This window comes from Rhizobium sp. LC145, from assembly GCF_001005825.1.
Lineage (GTDB): Bacteria > Pseudomonadota > Alphaproteobacteria > Rhizobiales > Rhizobiaceae > Neorhizobium.
Genome location: NZ_LBHV01000002.1, coordinates 485,712 through 504,607, shown reverse-complemented (window position 1 = coordinate 504,607; position 18,896 = coordinate 485,712). Strand labels below are relative to the sequence as shown.

Below are 18,896 nucleotides of genomic sequence, written 5' to 3'. Positions count from 1 at the left end.
AAGAGCGGATCAGCTCGCGATCCATTCTTCGAAGCGCTCGGCAATCTCTGCCGGATCGGCGCCAAAGTTCGCCATGTCCTGCTCGAAGGTCCGGGAATAGTTCTCCGGCGACGTGGGCATGCGCTTGGCTTCCTCCGCGGTGACGAATTCACCGGAAGCGGGGTTCAGTGGCCCATAGTCGGCCGCCTTGCAGAACCCGGCCAGCGGCTTGGCGCTGGTTGCGAATTGGACGAATTTCTTGGCGTTCTCGAGATTCGGCGTGTCCTTGGCCACCACCCAGTAGGAGCGATCGATTTCACCCTGGTCCCAGGTCATGGCGACCGGTGCTCTTGCCTTTTCCGCCTCGAAAAAGCGGCCGTGCCAGATGCCGATCATGTCGACTTCGCCGTCGCGCAGGATCTGGGTCGATTGGGCTCCGGCCGTCCACCAGACCCGGATGTGAGGCTTGATCTTGTCGAGCGAGGCGAAGGCCCGGTCGACGTCAAGCGGATAGAGGTCCTTCACGGCGACACCGTCGGCGAGAAGCGCGATCGGCAGAACACGGGCGGCATAGCGTTGCAGCGAACGCCCACCGGGAAACTTCTGCATGTTCCAGAAGTCCGCCCAGGTCTTCGGCGCCTCCTTGTATTTGTCGGAACGCCAGGCAAGCACCGTGGCAAACGCGTGCGAAGCGATGCCGTTCTCGAACAGGCCGCCCTCATAGGGGGCTTCCAGCTCCTCGATGATGCCCGCGTCGTTGGCGCGCACGAGTTCGCCGGCACCGAGCGTCGTCACGTCGAACTCGTAGATGCCGGTGTTCACCTGCTGGGCGAGCTTGGCAAAGGAGACCGGAGAAACGGTCTTCACCTGAATTCCGGTCTCTGCGGTGAATGGGTCGATCAGATGCGCCTTGGCCGCCTCTTCCCAAGGTCCGCCCCAGGTGTTGACGTAGAGTACGTTTTCCTGGCCGCGCGCGATATAGGGTGCGGCGAGCGAAGCACTCACGGCCGCACCCGCCGTCTTCAGAAACGTGCGCCGATCCGGCATGAGGAAAGTCTTCCTTGCAGGCATGTCTGTTCTCCTCCTATGCTTTTCTGAAAGTGGCCTCATAGAGCCGAAGCCAGTTCTTGTGGGTTATCTTCGCTACCTCTTCTTCCGAGAATCCCACTGTACGGAGACCGTCGGGGATTACCCGGATGTCCTCGACTTTCTGGAACCATTCCGGCGGCGCAGCCTTGAGCGGCTTGCCGGCGGCGCTTGCGCCGTAGTCTTCTCCGCGGGTCCAGCGGCCTTTGCGCATCCAGGCATAGTCGGGCGCGGTAAAATTATGGCTCTTATCCGTGCCGATCGCGACGGAATCGATACCGGCGATATCGACGGTACGAGCGACCATTGTGCACCAAGCCTCGATCGAGGCGCAGAATTCGTCGCCAGTGATGTTGCGATAGGCGGCGCAGCCGATCACGCCACCGGTATCCTTCAGCGCCCGAATGACGTCGTCCGACTTGTTGCGCTTATGGAAAAATAGCGACTGGGCATTGGCATGGGTCACGGCGATCGGCTTTTCGGAAACCTTGATCGCGTCCAGCGTCGTGCGATCGCCCACATGGCTGCAATCGACCAGAATGCCGGCCGCGTTCATCTCGCGCACCACTTCCTTGCCGAAGCGGGCAAGGCCGGAATCCTCCGCTTCGTAGCAGGAACCGCCGAGTTCGTTCTGGTTGTTGTAGGTGAGCTGCACGACGCGCACGCCGAGTTCGGCGAACATTTCGACGAAGCGGATCCGGCCCTCGAACAGATTGCTGTTCTGGAAACCCATGATGATGGCGAGCCTGCCCGCATTGGAAATGCGGGTGATGTCGCTTGCCGTCAACGCGATTTCGGCAATGTCTGAGTTCTCGCGCACCAGGTCCCGCCAGCGGCCGATCGAATCGAGGGATTCCACCGTGCCTTCCCAGAAACCACAGGTGTTTACGATGCCGCCAACCGTTCCCTTGAGCAGGGTTTCAAAGGCGCCGCGATCGAAATGTCCACATTGCAACCCGTCGATGATCATGCCTTGGCGCCTTCCCTTTCGCGTTCGGAGAGCTTGGATGCAAGGAAGCTCACATCCGTTTCGTCGTCATTGTCCTTGCGACCGATAACCGTGCCATCCTCGGTGATGATCATCGGCCCGGCATGGCGGCGGGAAACGACGCTGTCGGTCGCAAGCGCCTTCTTGGCCAGATGGTAGATGCGCCACCAGAGATCGGCTTCGACCTCCACTCCGCCCTCGAACAACGCCCAAAGCAGAGGATCGTCCTGCCGGACGTCCCCGGTAACCGGTGCAGCCACTGCGTTCAGTACATTGCCGGAAACGGTGATCGCGAGGCCCGTGCGCCCCCCGAGACTTGCAGCAACCGCAAGTTCGGCCGGGTCGACGGCATCATTGACGGTCAGCTCCGCCGCATCGAACTTCTGAACGAGTTCTCCGAGGAGATCGATCACTGCCGGAAGCACGAACCAGGCATGCTGCCTGGCGCCAGCAAGCACGATCCGTGCCCCCTCCTCCGAGGTAATCGAAATACGGGACGGATCGGCCGAGCCGAAGCTTTCGAAGCGTTCCTCGAACAGCCGAAAACCGCCGAGCCCAAGCTTCTGCGAATACATCGGGAAATCACCGACGACGAGAAAGAAGCCCTTGGGCAAGCTGGTGAGCGAAAAGATGCGCTCGGACATCATCCGCATCTCGCGGGGCATGACGCGCATCGTGGTCTGGGTCGATGAAGAAGTCATAGGACAGGCTCCGACGGGTAGTACCAGGTGCCGGTATAGCCGGCGCGAAGATCGTCGGGCGTCGGAGCCCCGTGATAGAGCACCCCACGCAGGTTACGGCTGAGGAAGTCGCGGGTCTTGTCGATGCCGTGGATGCCGACATTCATCAGCCGCACCAGATCGATCGGCACGAATTGCTCGGCGTTGATGTTGGCGAGCGGCGTGTGATAGCCGTGCCCGCGCAGGCTCTGGATGCGCGCGACGATGTAGCGGTGCTCGGGATGCCTCATGAGAAAGCGTGCAATAGTGAGCGAGCTTTCAGCCCCGCCGAGATCAGCGGCAAGCGCCTGTATTTCACCGCATGCATCGAAGCCGAGATCAAGCGCATCGGGCACCTCCTCGCGGGCACCGCGCCTCGGCTCCTCGGCAGTTTCCGACTTGTACCACACATATTTATAGGCTTCCGGACCGGACATGTCCGTCTCGAGCGCCCACTGGTATTCCTCGCGCAGAAGGCGGGAGACGTGCTCCACGGTCTCGGCGGGAGAGACGTTGAGTTCGTCGGCTCCTGATATCGCCTCGATAAGCCGGTCGGCGTCTTCCGGCACGAGCTCGATCATCAGGGAAAGGAATGTTTCGTAGGCCTCGGGTGAAAGGTCGCCGTCGAATTCGCAGGCCAGAATGTCGAGCGGTTGGTCGGCCGCGCGGCCGTTGACCGTGCCGTTCGCCTGGAATTCTTCGAGGGCGGTGACCACCTGTTCGAGATCGCCGGCAATCTGGTCGCTGGATGTGAATGTCTCGTAGAGCATCTGGTCCTGTTTGCGGAAGACGATCGCCTGTCGCAGGAGCGCGATGAGGCGGGAAACCCGCCCATCGCCTGCGGCAAGCTTCAGCCCTCTGGCCTTTGCGATCGCCGTCTCGCGGGCACTGAGAAGCGCACTGATCAGCTTCGGGTGCTTATGCACGAAGAAGATGAGACCCAGCGCCGAACCGTTGCCTACACCGATATAGCGGCGGAGTTTCGGATCGAGCTTGACCGCTTTGTCGGATTTCTTGGCGGCAAGATGTTCGACGAGGTCGCAGGAGAATTCCCGCATGAGATAGGCGGTGAGAAGCTGAGCCTGCAGAACCCCGCCGAGCGCATGGCCGGCACCGAGCGAAGGAAAAGAGCGCGTGCCGAACGTGCCGTTGCCGTCGAGCCCGGTATTGCGCATAAGGTAGCAGACCTTGGCAAGGTCGGCGACCTCGGGCTGCCGCCCTTCGGCAAGCGCTTCGAGTGTTTGATTGAAGACCCGCATGGAGCGGTTCGACCGGCACCAGATCAGTGTTCCGGGGGTTGCGCGCCCCATGTAGAGCTTTGGGATCTCCCGCCGCGCAGTCTCGACGTCGGCCTCCGTGGCCGCTCCTTCGATCAGGGCGCCCATCATGTCCCAGGCCTGACCTATGATGCGGCCGGTGCGGGCCGTCGAGCTCGGCGGACGCGAAAAGCCGATGAAGGAGAACTCCTGTCCGGGCGTCTTGATGGAATAGACCACCGTACCCTCGGCATTGGCGTCCACATCGAAGAGCAGGTTGGAAATGTCCCAGCGCTCGCGGATCATCTTGTTCATGAGTGCCCGGGTGATGCTCAACCGGCTCGGCTGGATGGCGGCGAGCCGTGAGGTCTTCATCACCTCGTGTCCGGGTCTTGGAAGCGGCATCGCCGCCTGTTCGGAAGTCGCGGTCATGACCGTCAACGTTCTCCCTGCTGCATTTTGGTGATGGTCTTTGCCGCCTCCAGCAGCGGCTCACGGAACGTCTCTATGTCGAACCGGAACTCCGGCATGACGAGCGAAAGGGTCGCGGTGCACTTGCCGTTGAGATCGAAGATCGGCGCGGCGATCGCGATCACGCCGCTTTTGGTATAGCCGCTGGAAACGGCATAGCCGTCGGCCCGCGTCGCCGTCAGGATGTCTTCGGAAGCGAGCGGTTCACCGCTCTCTTTCAGCTTGCCGAGCGTCATCTCGTCGGCGAACGCGGTCAGTACGCGGCCTGAAGCCGAGCCTTCGAGCGACATCGTCGTGCCGATCTTCTGTTCGGCGCGCAGCACGCTCTCGGATTCGACACGCGATACGATGCAGGGAAGCCCGCGGTCGAGCACCGCCAATGAAGCCGTCTCCTTCACCCGCTGCACCAGCATCTCGATGATCGGCTGAACACGCGTGCCGAGATCGGCCTGCTCCAGGGCCGAGGCCGCGATACGGCAGGCGTGCATGGAGAGACGGTAGCGCATCTCCTTGTCCTGTTCGACCCATCCCGCCTCGATGAGCGTCAGCAGCCGTTGATAAGCGGTCGGCCGGGAGAGCTGCATGGCCGAGGCCACCTCCGGCAGCTTCATCCCCCGTGGGCTTGCCGCCAGCACGTCGAGCACCGCCATCGTCTTCAAAACGGTGGAGAGGGGGCGGACTCCGCTTTCCTCTTGTATTCTATTTGAATATGTCGTATCCATGTAGAATACATTCGCGAAGAAATTGACCGTTGTCAACCGAGTTGACGGCGATCGTGCGTCGTTCGAATGGTCGGGAGGGCAGTGCACCCTTGAAAGCGGGTAGCCGTGTTCGCGAGACTATTTCAAGGCCAGGAAGGCATGGGCGGAGCGATTAGTCCTCTAGCTTCCATCATGCCAGCAGGTTTTCGGCCGTCAGCGCGTCGGTTATCAGGCCATTGATCAAATGCCCCCTTAAGGCGCCATAAAGAGCCGCAAGCTTTCTCTCGCCCTTGGCGACACCGATGACCAGCGTCCTGTCGCATGAGGGTATGGGCGCGCTGGCGACCCGATCGTTTGTGATGCCTTTGATGAGCCTTCCGTCCTTGTCGAATGTCCAGCCGACGATCTCCCCGACGGCCCCGGCACTCTGCAGCAACGCCAGCTCATCCTTGGCGATGAAGCCATCTATGAAGAGCGCTGCTTGAGGCCCTACGTCACCGACGCCGACGAAGGCAACGTCGGCCCTGGCCGCAAGCCCCAGCGTCTGACGAATGCCCGGCTGGCTATGAAGCGTCGCCCGCTCCTGCTGGGACGAGGCGATGACGGGTACCGGCATCGGAAAACACTTGGCGGTGATGAGATCGGCCATCTTGAAGACGACGTTATAGAACCAGACGGAACCCTCGCGGGTGATATTGCCGGTCAGCGATACGATCTTGTGATGCGGGGCATCCAACGGCACCATCTCCTCAATGGCCGCCTTGAGCGTATGGCCGGTTCCGATCGCGATGACGAGAGGCTTTTCCGATGCCAGCCGGCGTTCGATCTCGGCTGCCGCCGCCTGTGCCAATCCCGCGGTTGCGGTCTGCACCTGGGGGTCGGACGGGATGACCTCCACGAACTTGAGCCCATATCTTGCACCAAGTCTGGCGCCCAGTTCCATGCAATCGCCGACAGCATGGTCGAGCCGGATCTTGATCAATCCCTGTGAAACGGCGCGGGATACAAGCCGCTGCGCCGTCTGACGCGAGACGCCCAGCTTATGAGCGATCTCGTCCTGGCTATTGCCGGCGATATAGTAGAGCCAGCCTGCCTTCGCCGTGAAGTCGAGACGGCTGCTATTAACATCCCTTTTGACGACCATGGTGATCCCTCCCCTCTTCATGCCGGCATCCAAGCCGGAGGCATGACCTCGATGCGCGACGTGCGCTGGATCGCGCGATACTGGTCAATTTCCAAACCCTCCGACCGAAGTCTGAACCGGTTGGCGCTTGTGGACGAATTCGCCGAGCAGCTTGTGCAGCTCAACGGCACCCAAAGCTACTGCCTGCGCCCCGGCCTCCAGCAGGAGTTTGCGCCTGCCTGGCCGAGGATCGCCAGGTGCGACAAAGCCGATCGCCCTTACGCCTGCCTTCCGCGCAGCCGCGATGCCGGCCGGACTATCATCGATGAGAAGGCTATTCGTGTCCGCAACGCCCATCTTCGAGAGGCACAGTTGAACGAGATCGGGCGCCGGCTTCGGGGCAGCCACCATTTCCGCGCTGTACACGTGAGGCGCGAAGTCGTCCCATATGTCTAGAAGTCCGAGGCTGGCCTTCAGCCGCGTCACGGAACTGTTTGAGGCGACGCATTTGGCGACATCGAGCGTCCGCAGTACCTCCGCCATGCCGGGCATGACCTTCAGTTCGCGTCTGAAGGCCGCGAATATCTCCGCATGCCATGTCGAAAAGACGGCTCCGATGTTCTCAAGACCCCGTGCTTCGAGGATTGCACGCATTTCGGGCTCGGACTTGCCGGTAAACTCGACGAGGACATCATAGGCCGTCATGGGCAGCCCGCCTCGCGTTACGGCCTGTGCCAGGGTGCGCGCCGCAAGCGGTTCGCTATCGATGAGAACACCGTCGCAGTCGAAAATAAGAAGATCAATGCTATTCATGAGCCCGTTGTTCACTTTGAAATCTCTATGGCGGAAATGCCGTCCTTGATCGTGAAAGTTGCGAAGACTTCGACCGTCGCCTCCGGATCGTTCTTGTCTGACACGGCGACGAATTCCACGATGCAGCGATCCTGCGTCAGCGTAGCGAGGGCATAGCCGTGGGCTCCGCCCCTGCCGAAGCGGAGACGCGGATTGGCGCTAAGCGCCTTGTCTAGGGCTGCCTGAGAAGGACCGTTCGAGGTGATGGAGCCGACGACGAATTCTGTCGCCAGCGGTTTTGCGGCCGGCATATCGAACGTCTCTGGGATCTGTGCGGCATAATAGGAGTGAAGGTCCCCGCCGAGCAGAACCACATTGCGCAAAGCAGCCTTGTCGATCATGGTCATCAATCGCCTGCGCGCAACCTGATAACCGTCCCACCCATCCAGAATATCCTTTTCGCGGCCGTATCCTCCTATCCGCTCGGAAAGCAGTGTCGGCTGGGCTAGCAGGGTCCACTTCGCATGCGCCTGGCTGAGCCGCTCCTCGAGCCATTTCTCCTGTTCGGATCCGAACATCGTCCGTTGGGATTGTGCAGCTTCGGCGAGATTAGCCGCGACATGGGAGCGATATTGGCGAGCGTCCAGAAGTAACAGGTCCAGCATCGATCCGAAGGCGAAATGATCGTGGATGCGCAGGTTCCGGAAATCCGGCGCGAGATGCGGTGGCACTGGCATATGCTCGTACCAAGCCTGATAGGCGGCCTGCCGCCGTGTCAGAAAATGTGGCTCGTTCGTAGCGGTGGGAGCCGACGTCGAATGATAGTTGTCGACCACTTCATGGTCATCCCAGATGACAAGCCAGGGAAAAGCCGCATGTGCGGCCTGGAGATCGGCATCCGATTTGTATGTCTTATAACGGGCTCGATACTCGTCCAGCGTCGTCGGGATACCCGCTTCGTGAGAGCGAACCTTGCCGCTTCTGGAGCCACCTTCGTAGATGTAGTCGCCCAGATGGAGCACGAAATCGATCTCACGAGCGGCCATGTCGCGGTAGGCTGCATAGAAACCTTGCTCGAAGTGCTGACAGGAGGCGAATGCGAAACGCACACGCGTCTCGGCATTGGCGGTCGGAGCGGTTTTCGTCCTTCCGATCCTGCTTGCCGCTCCATTACAGGAAAAGCCGTAGTAATAGGTGGTCGCCGGCGTGAGACGATCAATTTCCACGTGGACGGAGTGGCCGAAATCCGCCGATGCGACAGTGGTCCCGCGCTGCACCACGTCCGTCAGCGCCGCATCCCGTGCAAGGGTCCACTCCACCTCGCAAGGGGCGTATTCTTGCTGCTCTAAAGGAGTAAAGGAGAACGGGTCTGCCGGAGTTTCGGGAAAGACAAGTCGAGTCCACAGGACGATGCTTTCCGGGCGTGGGCAACCGGAGGCCACGCCCAGGGAAAATTCCGGCTGAACCTGCCTGGCGCCTTTTGCCGGAGAAAGCTTCAACACCGCAACTGACGCCAATCCCCCACCGAGCGCCGTGCGGCGGTTAATGGATGGCATCGAGCGCCTCCGCCCGAACCGACAATGACGCGGCCGGATCGTCGCTGGTGATCCAGCCGACACCGTGCGCAAGCCAGGTCTCGAGCCCCTCGCGGTCGTTCAACACCCAGGCGCACAAGCGCGTTCGGGGAATGATGGCGTTGATTTCCTCGAAGGCGGTCGCGAGCACTGTCTTCTCCACGGCGACGATCTCGACCAGCGCCGCCGCCCTTCTGACCGTTGCCTGGACGCCCAGGGCTTCCGCGGACCTCGCATTGATCGAGCATAGACGGCCGATATCCGGCGCCACGCGCCGGCACTCGGCAAGCACGTCGAAATTGAAACTGGTCAGCAGGCTTCGGCCGGTCAGGCCATGACGCCGGATTGCCTCTGCGGCAAGAGCCTCCAGCCCCGGATAGGGAACGCTGTGCGCGTCCGCCTTCAGTTCCACATGCAGGTCGACGGGATGCGAGGATGCGAAGAGCGCCAGCACTTCGTCCAGTGTCGGGATGCCCTCAGGCGAACCCTTGAGGCGGATGGCCGACCGATCCTTCGGAGACAGTGCCCTGACGGAGCCCGTTGCTTCGGTTGTCCGGTCGAGCGTCGCATCGTGGATTACGACCAGCTCGCCCGCATCGGTGAGATGCACGTCGAACTCGATCGCATCGACGCCCAGTTCAAGCGTCCGACGGAAGCCCTCCATGGAATTCTCGGGCCAGAGGTTTCTGGCGCCACGATGTCCTACGATTTTCGTCATTTCATACCTGCATGTCTTGGGTGGAATTATTTGCCAGCGTCGACCAGTCCCTTGGCGAACCAGCGTTGTAGGAAGAGAATGACCAGCGTCGGCGGCAGCATGACCAGCAGGGAAGCGGCCATCGCCACTTCCCAACCGCCTTCGGAATCGCCGACGGGAACAAAGTTCTTGAGCGCTACGATGACCGTTCCCATTTCCTTTTCCGTTGTGAACAGCAGCGGCCAGAGGTACTGGTTCCAGCCGCCGATGAAGAGGATGATGGCGAGCGCGGCCATGTTCGGCACGGAAAGCGGCAACAGGATCGTGAACAGGAATTTGAGCGGGCCGGTATTGTCCAGCTTGGCTGCTTCGCAAAGTTCGTCCGGCACGGTCAGAAAGAACTGGCGGAACAGGAAGACGGCCGTCGCCGATGCAATGATCGGAAAGATCAGGCCGGAATAGGTGTTCACGAGGCTCCAGTTCATGGTCGCGTCGATGCTGATCCCAGCCAGCCATTGAAGGACCGGACCTATGCCGACCGCATTGAGCAGCCAGCGAAGCGGCCCGGCCGCATCCGCCACCGCCTCGTAGGTTGGAATGATACGCACTTCGACCGGCAGCATCAGGGAAATGAAGATCAGCCAGAAGGCGGTCATCCGGAAGGGAAAACGGAAATAGGTGATCGCGAAGGCCGCGATGATCGAAATGGAGATTTTTCCGAAGACGATGCCCAGGGTGACGAAGAGCGAATTCAGGAAGACCCTGGTGAAATCGCCCTTCTCCCACGCGATGGACAGGTTCTCGGTAAAATGATCGCCTGGCAGTAATGGAAACGGAACCTGATGCATTTCGGCGGGCGTCAGCGAGCCGGCGACGAAGGTGAAGTAGAGCGGCAGGCCCACCATCAGCGCTCCGAGGATGAGTATCAGATGGCAGATGACGGAAAGCAGCGGATTTCGCTCGACCATGCTCAGACCTCGTAGTTGACCTTGCGCTCGATTGCCCGGAACTGCAGGACGGTGAAGAGGATGGCGAGCACCATGAGAACGATGGATTGGGCCGCCGACGAGCCGAGGTTCAGGTTGACGAAGCCATCCTGGTAAACCTTGTAGACGAGCGTGGTGGTCGATCCGGCAGGGCCTCCGCGTGTGACCGAGTCGATGATGCCGAAGGTCTCGAACAACCCATAAACGAAGTTCATGATGAAGAGATAGAAGACCGTCGGCATGATCAGCGGTACCGAAACGGTGGCGAAACGCCGCCATGGTCTGGCGCCATCGATGGCGGCGGCCTCCCGCAAGGATTGCGGAACTGCCAGCATGGCCGCGGTCAGGAAGATGTAGTCGTAGCAGACGTGCTTCCATACCGAGGCCAGCGTGATGAGAATGACGGCATCCGTCGTCCTGAGGTTCGGATCCCAGGGATAGCCCATGCTCTGCAGCCAGGTCGCGATCGGGCCGACGGACGGATTGAACAGGAATGCCCAAATGGTGCCGGATACGACCGGCGCGATGGCATAGGGCAGCAGAATGACGGTACGATAGCCGTAGCGGCCGCGAATGACATGGTCGGTCGCGAAAGCGAGCGCGCCGGCGATCACCAACGTCAGGACGTTCTGTGCGAGCGTGAACCAGAATGTCAGCCAGGCGCTGTAACGATAGGTTTCGCTTGTGAAAAGCTCGATGAAGTTCTGCATGCCGACGAACATCGCCTTGCCGCCAAACGGATCGATCTGCACGAAAGCGAGCGAGAGCGCCTTCCAGGAGGGCACGAAGAAGAAGAACAGCAGAATGATGAGCTGAGGCGAAATCAGCGCTGCGGCCAGCCCCGCTCCTCGAAAGTGAGCGCGCTTCAGGCCGCTTTCGCTGGGCGCCAGCCATTTGCGGACGGCACCCCGCCGAGCGGGAAAGGAGGAGCGGGACCGCCCCTCCTCCACCATGCCTAGATCAGTTGCCGCCATTGAGAGCCTCGTATTGGCGGAGAACCTGGTTGCCGCGCGCGACGGCGGAGTCGAGGGCTTCCTGGGGCGTCTTCTTGCCGGTCCACACCGCCTGCAGTTCCTCGACCAGAATGGCCGAGCTCTGGTTGCTGTTGCCGAAGCGGAAGCCGCGGGAATTGACCGTGGGCTCGCCACGGGTGAGCTGAAGGATGGCGATTTCACGGGTCGGATGCTTCTCGAAGAAGCCATCCGATTTCATCTTTTCGTAAGCAGCGTTCGTCACCGGCACATAGCCCGTCCACTCGGCCCAATAGGCCTGCGTCTCCGGCTTGGCGACATGGTTGAGGAAGGCTGCTGCCGCCGCGCTTTCGGCTTCGGACTTGCCCTTGAGCACCCAGAGCGCTGCCCCGCCGATATTGCTATTGCGCGGCGAGACGTCGGTCTCATGCGGCATGTAGGTCGCCGACCAGTCGAACTTTGCATTGGTCTCCACCTCGGCATGGGCCGCTGTGGAGGTCACGATCGTCGAGCAGGTGCCGGAGGTATAGAGCTGCTTCGGCGAAAGACCCTGCCCGGCAAGCTGGATGATGCCGTCGTCGATCCAGCGCTTCAGCCGTTCGACCTGCTTTACCACAGGCGTCTTGTTGTAGACGTATTCGGTGTCGAGCCCTTCGAAGCCGTTGCCCTTGGTGCCGAACGGATAGTCGTTAATCGATGCATAGCCCTCGATCAGGCTCCAGTAGAAATCGCTGTCCAGCACCATGCCGCATTTGGCGACACCCTGATCCTTGATGGCATAGAGTTGCTTTTCGACCTCGTCCCAAGTTTCGCCGGGAGCATCGAAGCCGGCCGCCTTGAAGTGATCCGCATTGTACCAGAAGATCGCCGTCGAGGAGTTGAACGGCATGGCCGCGGGCCTGTCGCCTTCAAGATAATAATCAGCGACAGGTTTGACGAAATTGTCCCAATCGATCGAATAGTCGTATTTCGTCATCAATTCGCTGACGGGGACGATAGCGTTGGAATCGATCATCGTGAGGAAGGTGCGTTCGCTCGATTGTATGATCGTCGGATGTTTCCCGACGCGATATGCGGCGATCATGGCCGCGAAGGTTTCCTCGTAATTGCCCTTTCGAATGCCGACCACCTCATAATCGTCCTGACTTTTGTTGAAGTCGGCGATGATCTTTTGGATACCCTCCTCGATGCGGCCGCCATTGGCATACCACCACTCGATGGAGGTCTTGGCCTGCGCCCATGCCGGCATGGCCATGACGGCAAACATGGAAACGGCAGCTAACGTGCTTTTACGGAAACGGATCATCTGAACAAATCCTCTGACACTGTGGGAAGGCCGCTGGAAACAACAGGCGTCGCAAGCCTGCGCCTGTCCCCGTTCTAAGGAGAGCTCATAACCGCCATGTGACATTTACCTCCAAGCGTGAGCATATGCTCACGCGGGCCAGTCCGGCACCAGCGCGGCTTTGCCGCCGCTCGGCCATTGACGGGCGCTGCCCATGACATAGGTATGAGCGCTGAACTGAAACGTGGCGATACATCTTGTGCGGCTAGACAGACTACTTGCGTACTGGCGCTCCCAGTCACTGGCTAGGCAGTTCCTGTTCACCGGCGGACTGGTAGCCGTTGCGGCGATGCTGCTGATCGGCGCATTCGTTTCGGATCTGATCGAGCAGGCGGTAACCCGGAATTCGGCGGCGTCGACAGCGCTCTACGTCGACAGCGTGATAGCGCCCATCCTTCCGGACATGACGACCACCGAGACGCTGGATGAATCGGTAGCGCGGGCGCTGGACGAGACGTTGACGCAAGGCACGCTGGGAACACGCCTTTTATCGTTCAAGCTCTGGCGGAAAGACGGGACGATACTCTATTCGAAAGACAAAAGCCTGACGGGGAAGCGTTTCGAGCCGGGTGAAGACCTGCGCACGGCTCTTTCGGGACAAATGGTCGCCGAATTCGATCAGATCGACAATACCGCCGACATTCCCGAGCAGGCGAGAGACCTGCCGCTCCTGGCAATCTACAATCCCGTGCTCCAGCCCTGGTCGGGCGAAGTGGTCGCCGTCATAGAATTCTACGAAGTCGCGAACGACTTCGAGCGGAGCCTGCGAAACGCCAGGCTGCATAGCTGGCTTGCCGTGGCAGCGGCGACTTTCGCATTTTTCCTCGCCCTTTCCTTCATCGTTCTTGGCGGTAGCCGCACGATCGAAAAGCAGCGGCACATGCTGAACGATCGCGTCAACGAGCTTTCCGCTCTCTTGGCCCAGAACCAGGCGCTCAATACCCGGGTGCAAAGGGCGTCCCAGCGGACCGCGGCATTGAACGAACGTTTTCTACGCCGGGTCGGCGCCGACCTCCATGATGGCCCGGCCCAGCTGGTGGCTTACGCCTCCCTGCGGCTGGATAGCGAGGCGGTGCTGGATCCGCAGACGCCCGTCGATAGACGTGAGCGCGAGATTGCCTCGATCAAGGGCAGCCTGAACGAGGCGATGCGGGAAATCCGCAACATCTGCGCCGGGCTTATCCTGCCGGACATCGAATCGACAGGATTGGCCAAGATGCTGGAGAGAGTCGTTCAGGCGCATCGCGACCGAACCGGGACCGAGGTGCAACTGTCTCTCACCGATCTGCCGCAGGATATCTCCCACGCAGCCAAGATCTGTATCTATCGCTTTGTGCAGGAAGCGCTCAACAATGGTTGGCGCCATGCAGGCGGCATCGGTCAACGGGTGGTGCAACGTTTGGAGGACAATTGCGTTGTTGTCGAAGTCATCGACACCGGGCCGGGCTTCGATCCCGCTCAGGTCAAACCGGCGAGCCTGGGTCTTGCCGGTTTGCGTGAACGCGTCGAAAGTCTTGGTGGCCGATTCGAGATCAACTCATCGAAACGCGGAACGACGGTGACGATGTCCTTGAATATCTGTGAAACGGAGCAAGCATGACGAGAAACCTGCGTATAGCTGTCGTCGACGATCACCCGCTGTTCAGGGAAGGTGTTTCGCGCAGCTTGTCGGAACTCGGGTTCGAGATCGTTGCGGAAGGCAGCACGGGCGACGACGCGGTGGTGATCGCCGTCACGCAACGGCCTGATATCCTGCTCATGGATATTTCAATGCCGGGAGGCGGGCTGGATGCCCTCGCCCCGATCCTCGACGAATGCCCCGATCAGAAAATCGTCATGCTGACGGTATCGGAGACCGGCGAGGATATCCGGCGCGCCCTGCAGAGCGGCGCCAAGGGCTATGTGCCGAAGGGCGTCGGCTCAAGGGATCTGGCCGATGTCCTGCGTTCGATCGCCGGCGGAGAAAGCTATGTTTCGCCAAGCCTTTCGGCCAAGATCCTGGCGGATACCGGCACAGCCTCGAACGAGAGCAGCCAGGCCGAGCAATTGGAAGAACTGACATCGCGCGAGCGGGAGGTCCTGGATCTCGTCGCGATCGGTTTGAGCAACAAACAAATCGCACGCCAGCTCGATCTCCATGAGAAAACCGTTAAGCATCACATGACGCGTATCTTCGCGAAACTGCAGGTCAGCAACCGGACGACCGCTGCGATCATATGGAGGGAAGCGGCCCAGAGCAGGACTTCCGGCAATCTCGAGCCGGCTTCTTTGATGGCTTCGGCGGCAGTGCCCTCACCTTTTCTGCAGGGATCTTAGCCGGTCCTTGTCTGCTGTGGTGGCCGCACGGTTGATGATCGTGCGGCCGCGACGATCCCGCATGATGTAGCGCCCGCCTCGTGTCTCTTCCGCGATGCCGCTGCGATGTTTCACTTCGATCTGTGAATCGTCGGCCGTCTTTGCGTTCGCTTTCGCTTCGCGTTTCCGGCTCTTCTCCCCGGACCGCCTGGAGCGTCGACCATCCTCGCGACCGGAGCTTCTTTCTCGTCCGCCTTTTCCCTCGCTATTTCCCTTGCCTTCGCCTCGGCTGTCTCCTTGGCCCTCTCCCCTGCCTTCGCCTCGGCCTTGTCCTCCTCCTCCCTCGCCCCCGCTTCCTCCGTCTCCGTTCTTGGCAAGGGCTTTTTGCTCTCGCAGGAAAGAAGTCGGATCGCCGGAAAGCCGGTAAGGCGAGGCGGCACAGACAAGCGCCGAGGACAGGAGACCGAGACTGGAGAGAAATTTTCTGCGCGAGAACATGACGGCTTCCCTGTCATCGACAGCAATGGTGCTCAGCTTCTTCAATGTGGCGGCCGAAGGTGAAAGCCGCCAGTATTCTGCGGAAGAGTAAAAGACTCGCCGGCTGACCGACCGGCGAGCAAACGACCTGCGCAGGGAGGGACACGGCCGGCGCAGGTTTGCAGGATTCACGAAAATCGAGCGACCGCAAAATATTGTTTTCTGTCATCCCGTCCCTGCCGGCCATGCGAAGCCCAAGTCGCGAAAATATGAGCTCGTGGCTCCTACGTACCTTAAGTCTGGAACGGCCCAACCAGGCGACTGTTCCCGCATCCGCCGTCCATCGGACCTTTGCATTGCGCCTTTACGACCAAGGTCTTAGGACAGGATTTCATCGCCTGTGGAACAGGTGCCGTCACGAGAGCTATCCCGGATAACTGTCGCAAAACCGCAATACGACCTCTCTAGGTTTAGAACGGCTCCAAACTGGTAGTCTTCCCTTAAATCCCGGAGATAGGCGATGACCGAACATCTTTCTCAAAAGGTATTCCCGACCACCCAACTAGAAGATGCCGATGGCGACGGTCATAATCCGAGCATCAACCCGACCATGGGGGAAATCATCAGCAAGCGCTTCTCGCGCCGCAACTTTCTCCAGGGCTCGCTTGCCGTCTCCGCGATCGCGGCGACCGTGAGCCCTGTTGCGCTGATGACGGCGGAACAGGCGCGCGCGGCCGGCGGATCGGCCTTCTCCTTCCCGGAAGTCGAAGCCGGTGTGGACGCCAGTCATCATGTCGCCGAAGGCTATGATGCGGATGTCCTGCTGCGTTGGGGCGATGCGCTCTTCCCCGATTCCCCCGCCTTCGACGCGAAATCCCAGACGGCGGAGGCGCAGGCCCGCCAATTCGGCTACAACAACGATTACGTCGGCTATATTCCATTGGAAGGTTCGGCCGAGCACGGACTGCTTGTCGTCAATCACGAATACACCAATCCGCACCTGATGTTCCCTGGCCTCGTCAAGGTCGTCGACGGCAAGATCGAGCAGGGCAAGCTCTCGAAGGAACAGGTTGACATCGAAATGGCGGCCCATGGCGGCACGATCGTCGAAATCCGCAAAGTGGACGGCAAGTGGCAGGTCGTTCCGGAAGGCAAGTTCAACCGCCGTATCACCGCGACGACGGAGATGGCGCTGAGCGGGCCGGTCGCCGGTCATGACCGTGTGAAGACGTCCGCCGATGCGAGCGGCACCAAAGTCATCGGCACGCTCAACAACTGTGCGGGCGGGGTGACCCCTTGGGGCACCTACATCATGGCGGAGGAGAATTTCCACGGCTACTTCTCCGGCGAGCTCCCCGCCGATCATGCCGAAGCTGCGAACTACAAGCGCTACGGCGTTCCGGAAGGTGGCTACGACTGGGCGGACTATTACGACCGCTTCGACCTTTCCAAGGAGCCGAACGAGCCCAATCGTTTTGGCTGGATCGTCGAGGTGGATGTCATGGACCCGACTTCGACCCCGAAGAAGCGCACCGCGCTCGGCCGCACCAAGCATGAGGGTGCGGAATCCATCGTGGCTGAAAACGGCAAGGTCGTCTTCTACCTGGGAGACGACGAGCGCTTCGACTATGTCTACAAGTTCGTCACCGAAGGCATCTACAATCCTGACGATCGCGCGGCGAACATGGACCTGCTGGATACCGGCACGCTTTATGTCGCGAAGTTCAATGAGGATGGCACCATGCAATGGTTGCCGGTAGTGCATGGCGAAGGCCCGCTGACGGCCGAGAACGGCTTTGCCAGCCAGGCTGACGTGCTGATCGAGACCCGCCGCGCCGGCGATCTTCTCGGCGCCACCAAGATGGACCGTCCGGAAGACGTCCAGCCGAACGGCGTCAACGGTAAGGTCTACGTCATGTTGACCAACAATACCAAACGCAAGGCCGACCAGGTGGATGCCGCCAATCCGCGGGCGGAGAATGCTTTCGGGCATATCATCGAGATTGCAGAGGACGGCGGCGACTTCACCGCGACCTCCGGCAAGTGGGAAGTGCTCCTGAAATGCGGCGATCCTGCCGTGGCCGAGGTCGGCGCGACTTTCTCGACCGAAACGACCAAGAACGGCTGGTTCGGCATGCCTGACAACTGTGCGGTCGATTCGGCCGGACGGCTTTGGGTTTCGACCGACGGCAACAACAACAAGGCGACCGGCCGCACCGATGGCCTGTGGGCGGTCGATACCGATGGAGAGGCTCGCGCGACCTCGAAGCTGTTCTTCCGTGTGCCGGTGGGCGCCGAACTCTGTGGTCCGCTCTTCACGCCCGATGATGAGACGGCCTTCGTTGCCGTCCAGCATCCCGGCGATGGCGGCGAGGACTGGGATGGCCATGGCCGCCCGTCCTATTATGAAGACCTTTCCACCCGCTGGCCCGATTTCAAGGACGACATGCCGGTGCGGCCATCCGTTCTCGCCATCACCAAGATCGGCGGCGGCAAGATCGCCGTCTGACACTCGGCGCCGAGGCGGGGTGCCTGTTCGCCCTGCCTCCTCGACCCGACCCTTGGCTACTGCGCCAAGGCCACCAGCCGTCCGCTCGACGGCTGGTGGATAATATCCATGCGTACGTCGTAGATGCGTGCCAGTTCCTCGGGCGTCATCACCTCGTCCGGACGACCATTGGCAATGAGCCGGCCGGAGTGGAGTGCGATGATCTGATCGCAGAAGCGGGCCGCCATGTTCACATCGTGGAGCACCGTGATGATCGTGATGCCTTTTTCCCGGCAAAGATCATGGGTGAGCTGAAGCACTTCGAGTTGATGGCCGATGTCCAGCGCCGAGATCGGCTCATCGAGCAGGAGGCATGTGGCATCTTGCGCCACCAGCATGGCAAGCCAGACCCGCTGGCGCTCGCCGCCCGAGAGACTGTCCACCATGCGGTCGGCGAAGGGGCCGATGCCGGTCAGTTCGATCGCTTCCTCGACCTTTGCGTGGTCGGCCGCGGTGAACCGGCCAAGCGCGCCATGCCAGGGATAGCGCCCTAGCGCCACCAGTTCCTTCACCAGCATTCCCGGTGCCGCGGGCGTCCGCTGCGGCAAATAGGCCAGCCGCCGCGCAAAGGCGCGTGCCGGCCAGGTTTCCAGGGCCCGCCCCTCGAACAGGATCTTGCCGGATGCTGGCTCCTGCTGGCGACCGATCAGCTTCAGCAGCGTCGATTTGCCCGAGCCATTATGTCCGATCAGGGCAATGGACCTGCCCGCCGGCAGATCGAGGCTGAGCGGATGCAGAAGCACCCGTCCCTCGATCGCGAAACTCACCTCTTTCAGGGAAAGCAGTGGAGAATTCTGCACCGCAAGATGCCGTTCGTTCAAATGCAGTGTCATTGGAGCACTATCCGCCCGGATCGGTTTTCAATATGGAGAAATCGGCTCACCTTTC

General features: G+C 60.7%; 16 protein-coding genes. 3 read left to right on the top strand and 13 right to left on the bottom strand.

The features are described from left to right. Positions 1-9: 9 nt before the first annotated feature. From YH62_RS07050 to YH62_RS06995, 12 genes are all read right to left on the bottom strand, one after another. Positions 10-1,050, bottom strand: a complete 1,041-nt coding sequence (locus tag YH62_RS07050; protein WP_046793455.1) for an ABC transporter substrate-binding protein — start codon at positions 1,048-1,050, stop codon at positions 10-12. A 13-nt stretch (positions 1,051-1,063) separates the two neighbouring features. Further along, complete coding sequence (locus YH62_RS07045; protein ID WP_046793454.1) at positions 1,064-2,035, bottom strand: membrane dipeptidase; 972 nt, start codon at positions 2,033-2,035, stop codon at positions 1,064-1,066. Then, a complete protein-coding gene (locus tag YH62_RS07040; protein ID WP_046793453.1) occupies positions 2,032-2,754 on the bottom strand; it encodes a hypothetical protein in 723 nt (240 codons plus the stop codon). The genes YH62_RS07045 and YH62_RS07040 overlap by 4 nt, the downstream gene beginning before the upstream one ends. After that, a complete protein-coding gene (locus YH62_RS07035; RefSeq protein ID WP_046793452.1) occupies positions 2,751-4,460 on the bottom strand; it encodes a hypothetical protein in 1,710 nt (569 codons plus the stop codon). The genes YH62_RS07040 and YH62_RS07035 overlap by 4 nt, the downstream gene beginning before the upstream one ends. A gap of 5 nt (positions 4,461-4,465) precedes the next feature. Beyond that, positions 4,466-5,221 (bottom strand): IclR family transcriptional regulator, encoded by a 756-nt coding sequence (locus YH62_RS07030; protein ID WP_046793717.1) that lies wholly within the window; start codon positions 5,219-5,221, stop codon positions 4,466-4,468. Between the two features lie 169 nt (positions 5,222-5,390). Beyond that, positions 5,391-6,344: a sugar-binding transcriptional regulator gene (locus YH62_RS07025; protein WP_046793451.1), complete on the bottom strand. Its 954-nt coding sequence runs from the start codon at positions 6,342-6,344 to the stop codon at positions 5,391-5,393. Positions 6,345-6,428: 84 nt separating this feature from the next. Next, positions 6,429-7,136 carry an HAD-IA family hydrolase gene (locus tag YH62_RS07020; protein ID WP_046793450.1) on the bottom strand — a complete coding sequence of 236 codons (708 nt, stop codon included), beginning with the start codon at positions 7,134-7,136 and terminating at the stop codon, positions 6,429-6,431. Between the two features lie 11 nt (positions 7,137-7,147). Continuing rightward, on the bottom strand, positions 7,148-8,671 hold the full coding sequence (locus YH62_RS07015; protein WP_046793449.1) for an alkaline phosphatase D family protein: 1,524 nt from the start codon (positions 8,669-8,671) through the stop codon (positions 7,148-7,150). After that, complete coding sequence (locus YH62_RS07010; protein WP_046793448.1) at positions 8,658-9,407, bottom strand: glycerophosphodiester phosphodiesterase family protein; 750 nt, start codon at positions 9,405-9,407, stop codon at positions 8,658-8,660. The genes YH62_RS07015 and YH62_RS07010 overlap by 14 nt, the downstream gene beginning before the upstream one ends. A gap of 26 nt (positions 9,408-9,433) precedes the next feature. Then, positions 9,434-10,354, bottom strand: coding sequence for an ABC transporter permease subunit (locus tag YH62_RS07005; protein WP_046793447.1), 921 nt, complete (start codon positions 10,352-10,354; stop codon positions 9,434-9,436). Positions 10,355-10,356: 2 nt separating this feature from the next. Continuing rightward, the gene (locus YH62_RS07000; RefSeq protein ID WP_082118271.1) at positions 10,357-11,346 is read right to left on the bottom strand and encodes an ABC transporter permease subunit; all 990 of its coding nucleotides are present in this window, start codon (positions 11,344-11,346) and stop codon (positions 10,357-10,359) included. Then, positions 11,333-12,610: an extracellular solute-binding protein gene (locus YH62_RS06995; RefSeq protein ID WP_245282064.1), complete on the bottom strand. Its 1,278-nt coding sequence runs from the start codon at positions 12,608-12,610 to the stop codon at positions 11,333-11,335. The genes YH62_RS07000 and YH62_RS06995 overlap by 14 nt, the downstream gene beginning before the upstream one ends. Before the next feature lie 262 nt (positions 12,611-12,872). Between YH62_RS06995 and YH62_RS06990 the strand changes: the two genes are divergently transcribed. From YH62_RS06990 to YH62_RS06975, 3 genes are all read left to right on the top strand, one after another. Then, on the top strand, positions 12,873-14,288 hold the full coding sequence (locus YH62_RS06990; RefSeq protein ID WP_245282051.1) for a sensor histidine kinase: 1,416 nt from the start codon (positions 12,873-12,875) through the stop codon (positions 14,286-14,288). Continuing rightward, entirely contained in the window at positions 14,285-15,004 is a 720-nt protein-coding gene (locus tag YH62_RS06985; protein WP_082118270.1) for a response regulator transcription factor, read from the top strand. Before YH62_RS06990 ends, YH62_RS06985 begins: the two co-directional genes overlap by 4 nt. Positions 15,005-15,980: 976 nt before the next feature. Next, positions 15,981-17,969: a PhoX family phosphatase gene (locus YH62_RS06975; protein ID WP_046793444.1), complete on the top strand. Its 1,989-nt coding sequence runs from the start codon at positions 15,981-15,983 to the stop codon at positions 17,967-17,969. Positions 17,970-18,025: 56 nt separating this feature from the next. Here the strand turns inward: YH62_RS06975 and YH62_RS06970 are convergent, their stop codons facing one another. Next, the gene (locus YH62_RS06970; protein ID WP_046793443.1) at positions 18,026-18,841 is read right to left on the bottom strand and encodes an ATP-binding cassette domain-containing protein; all 816 of its coding nucleotides are present in this window, start codon (positions 18,839-18,841) and stop codon (positions 18,026-18,028) included. Positions 18,842-18,896: the final 55 nt, after the last annotated feature.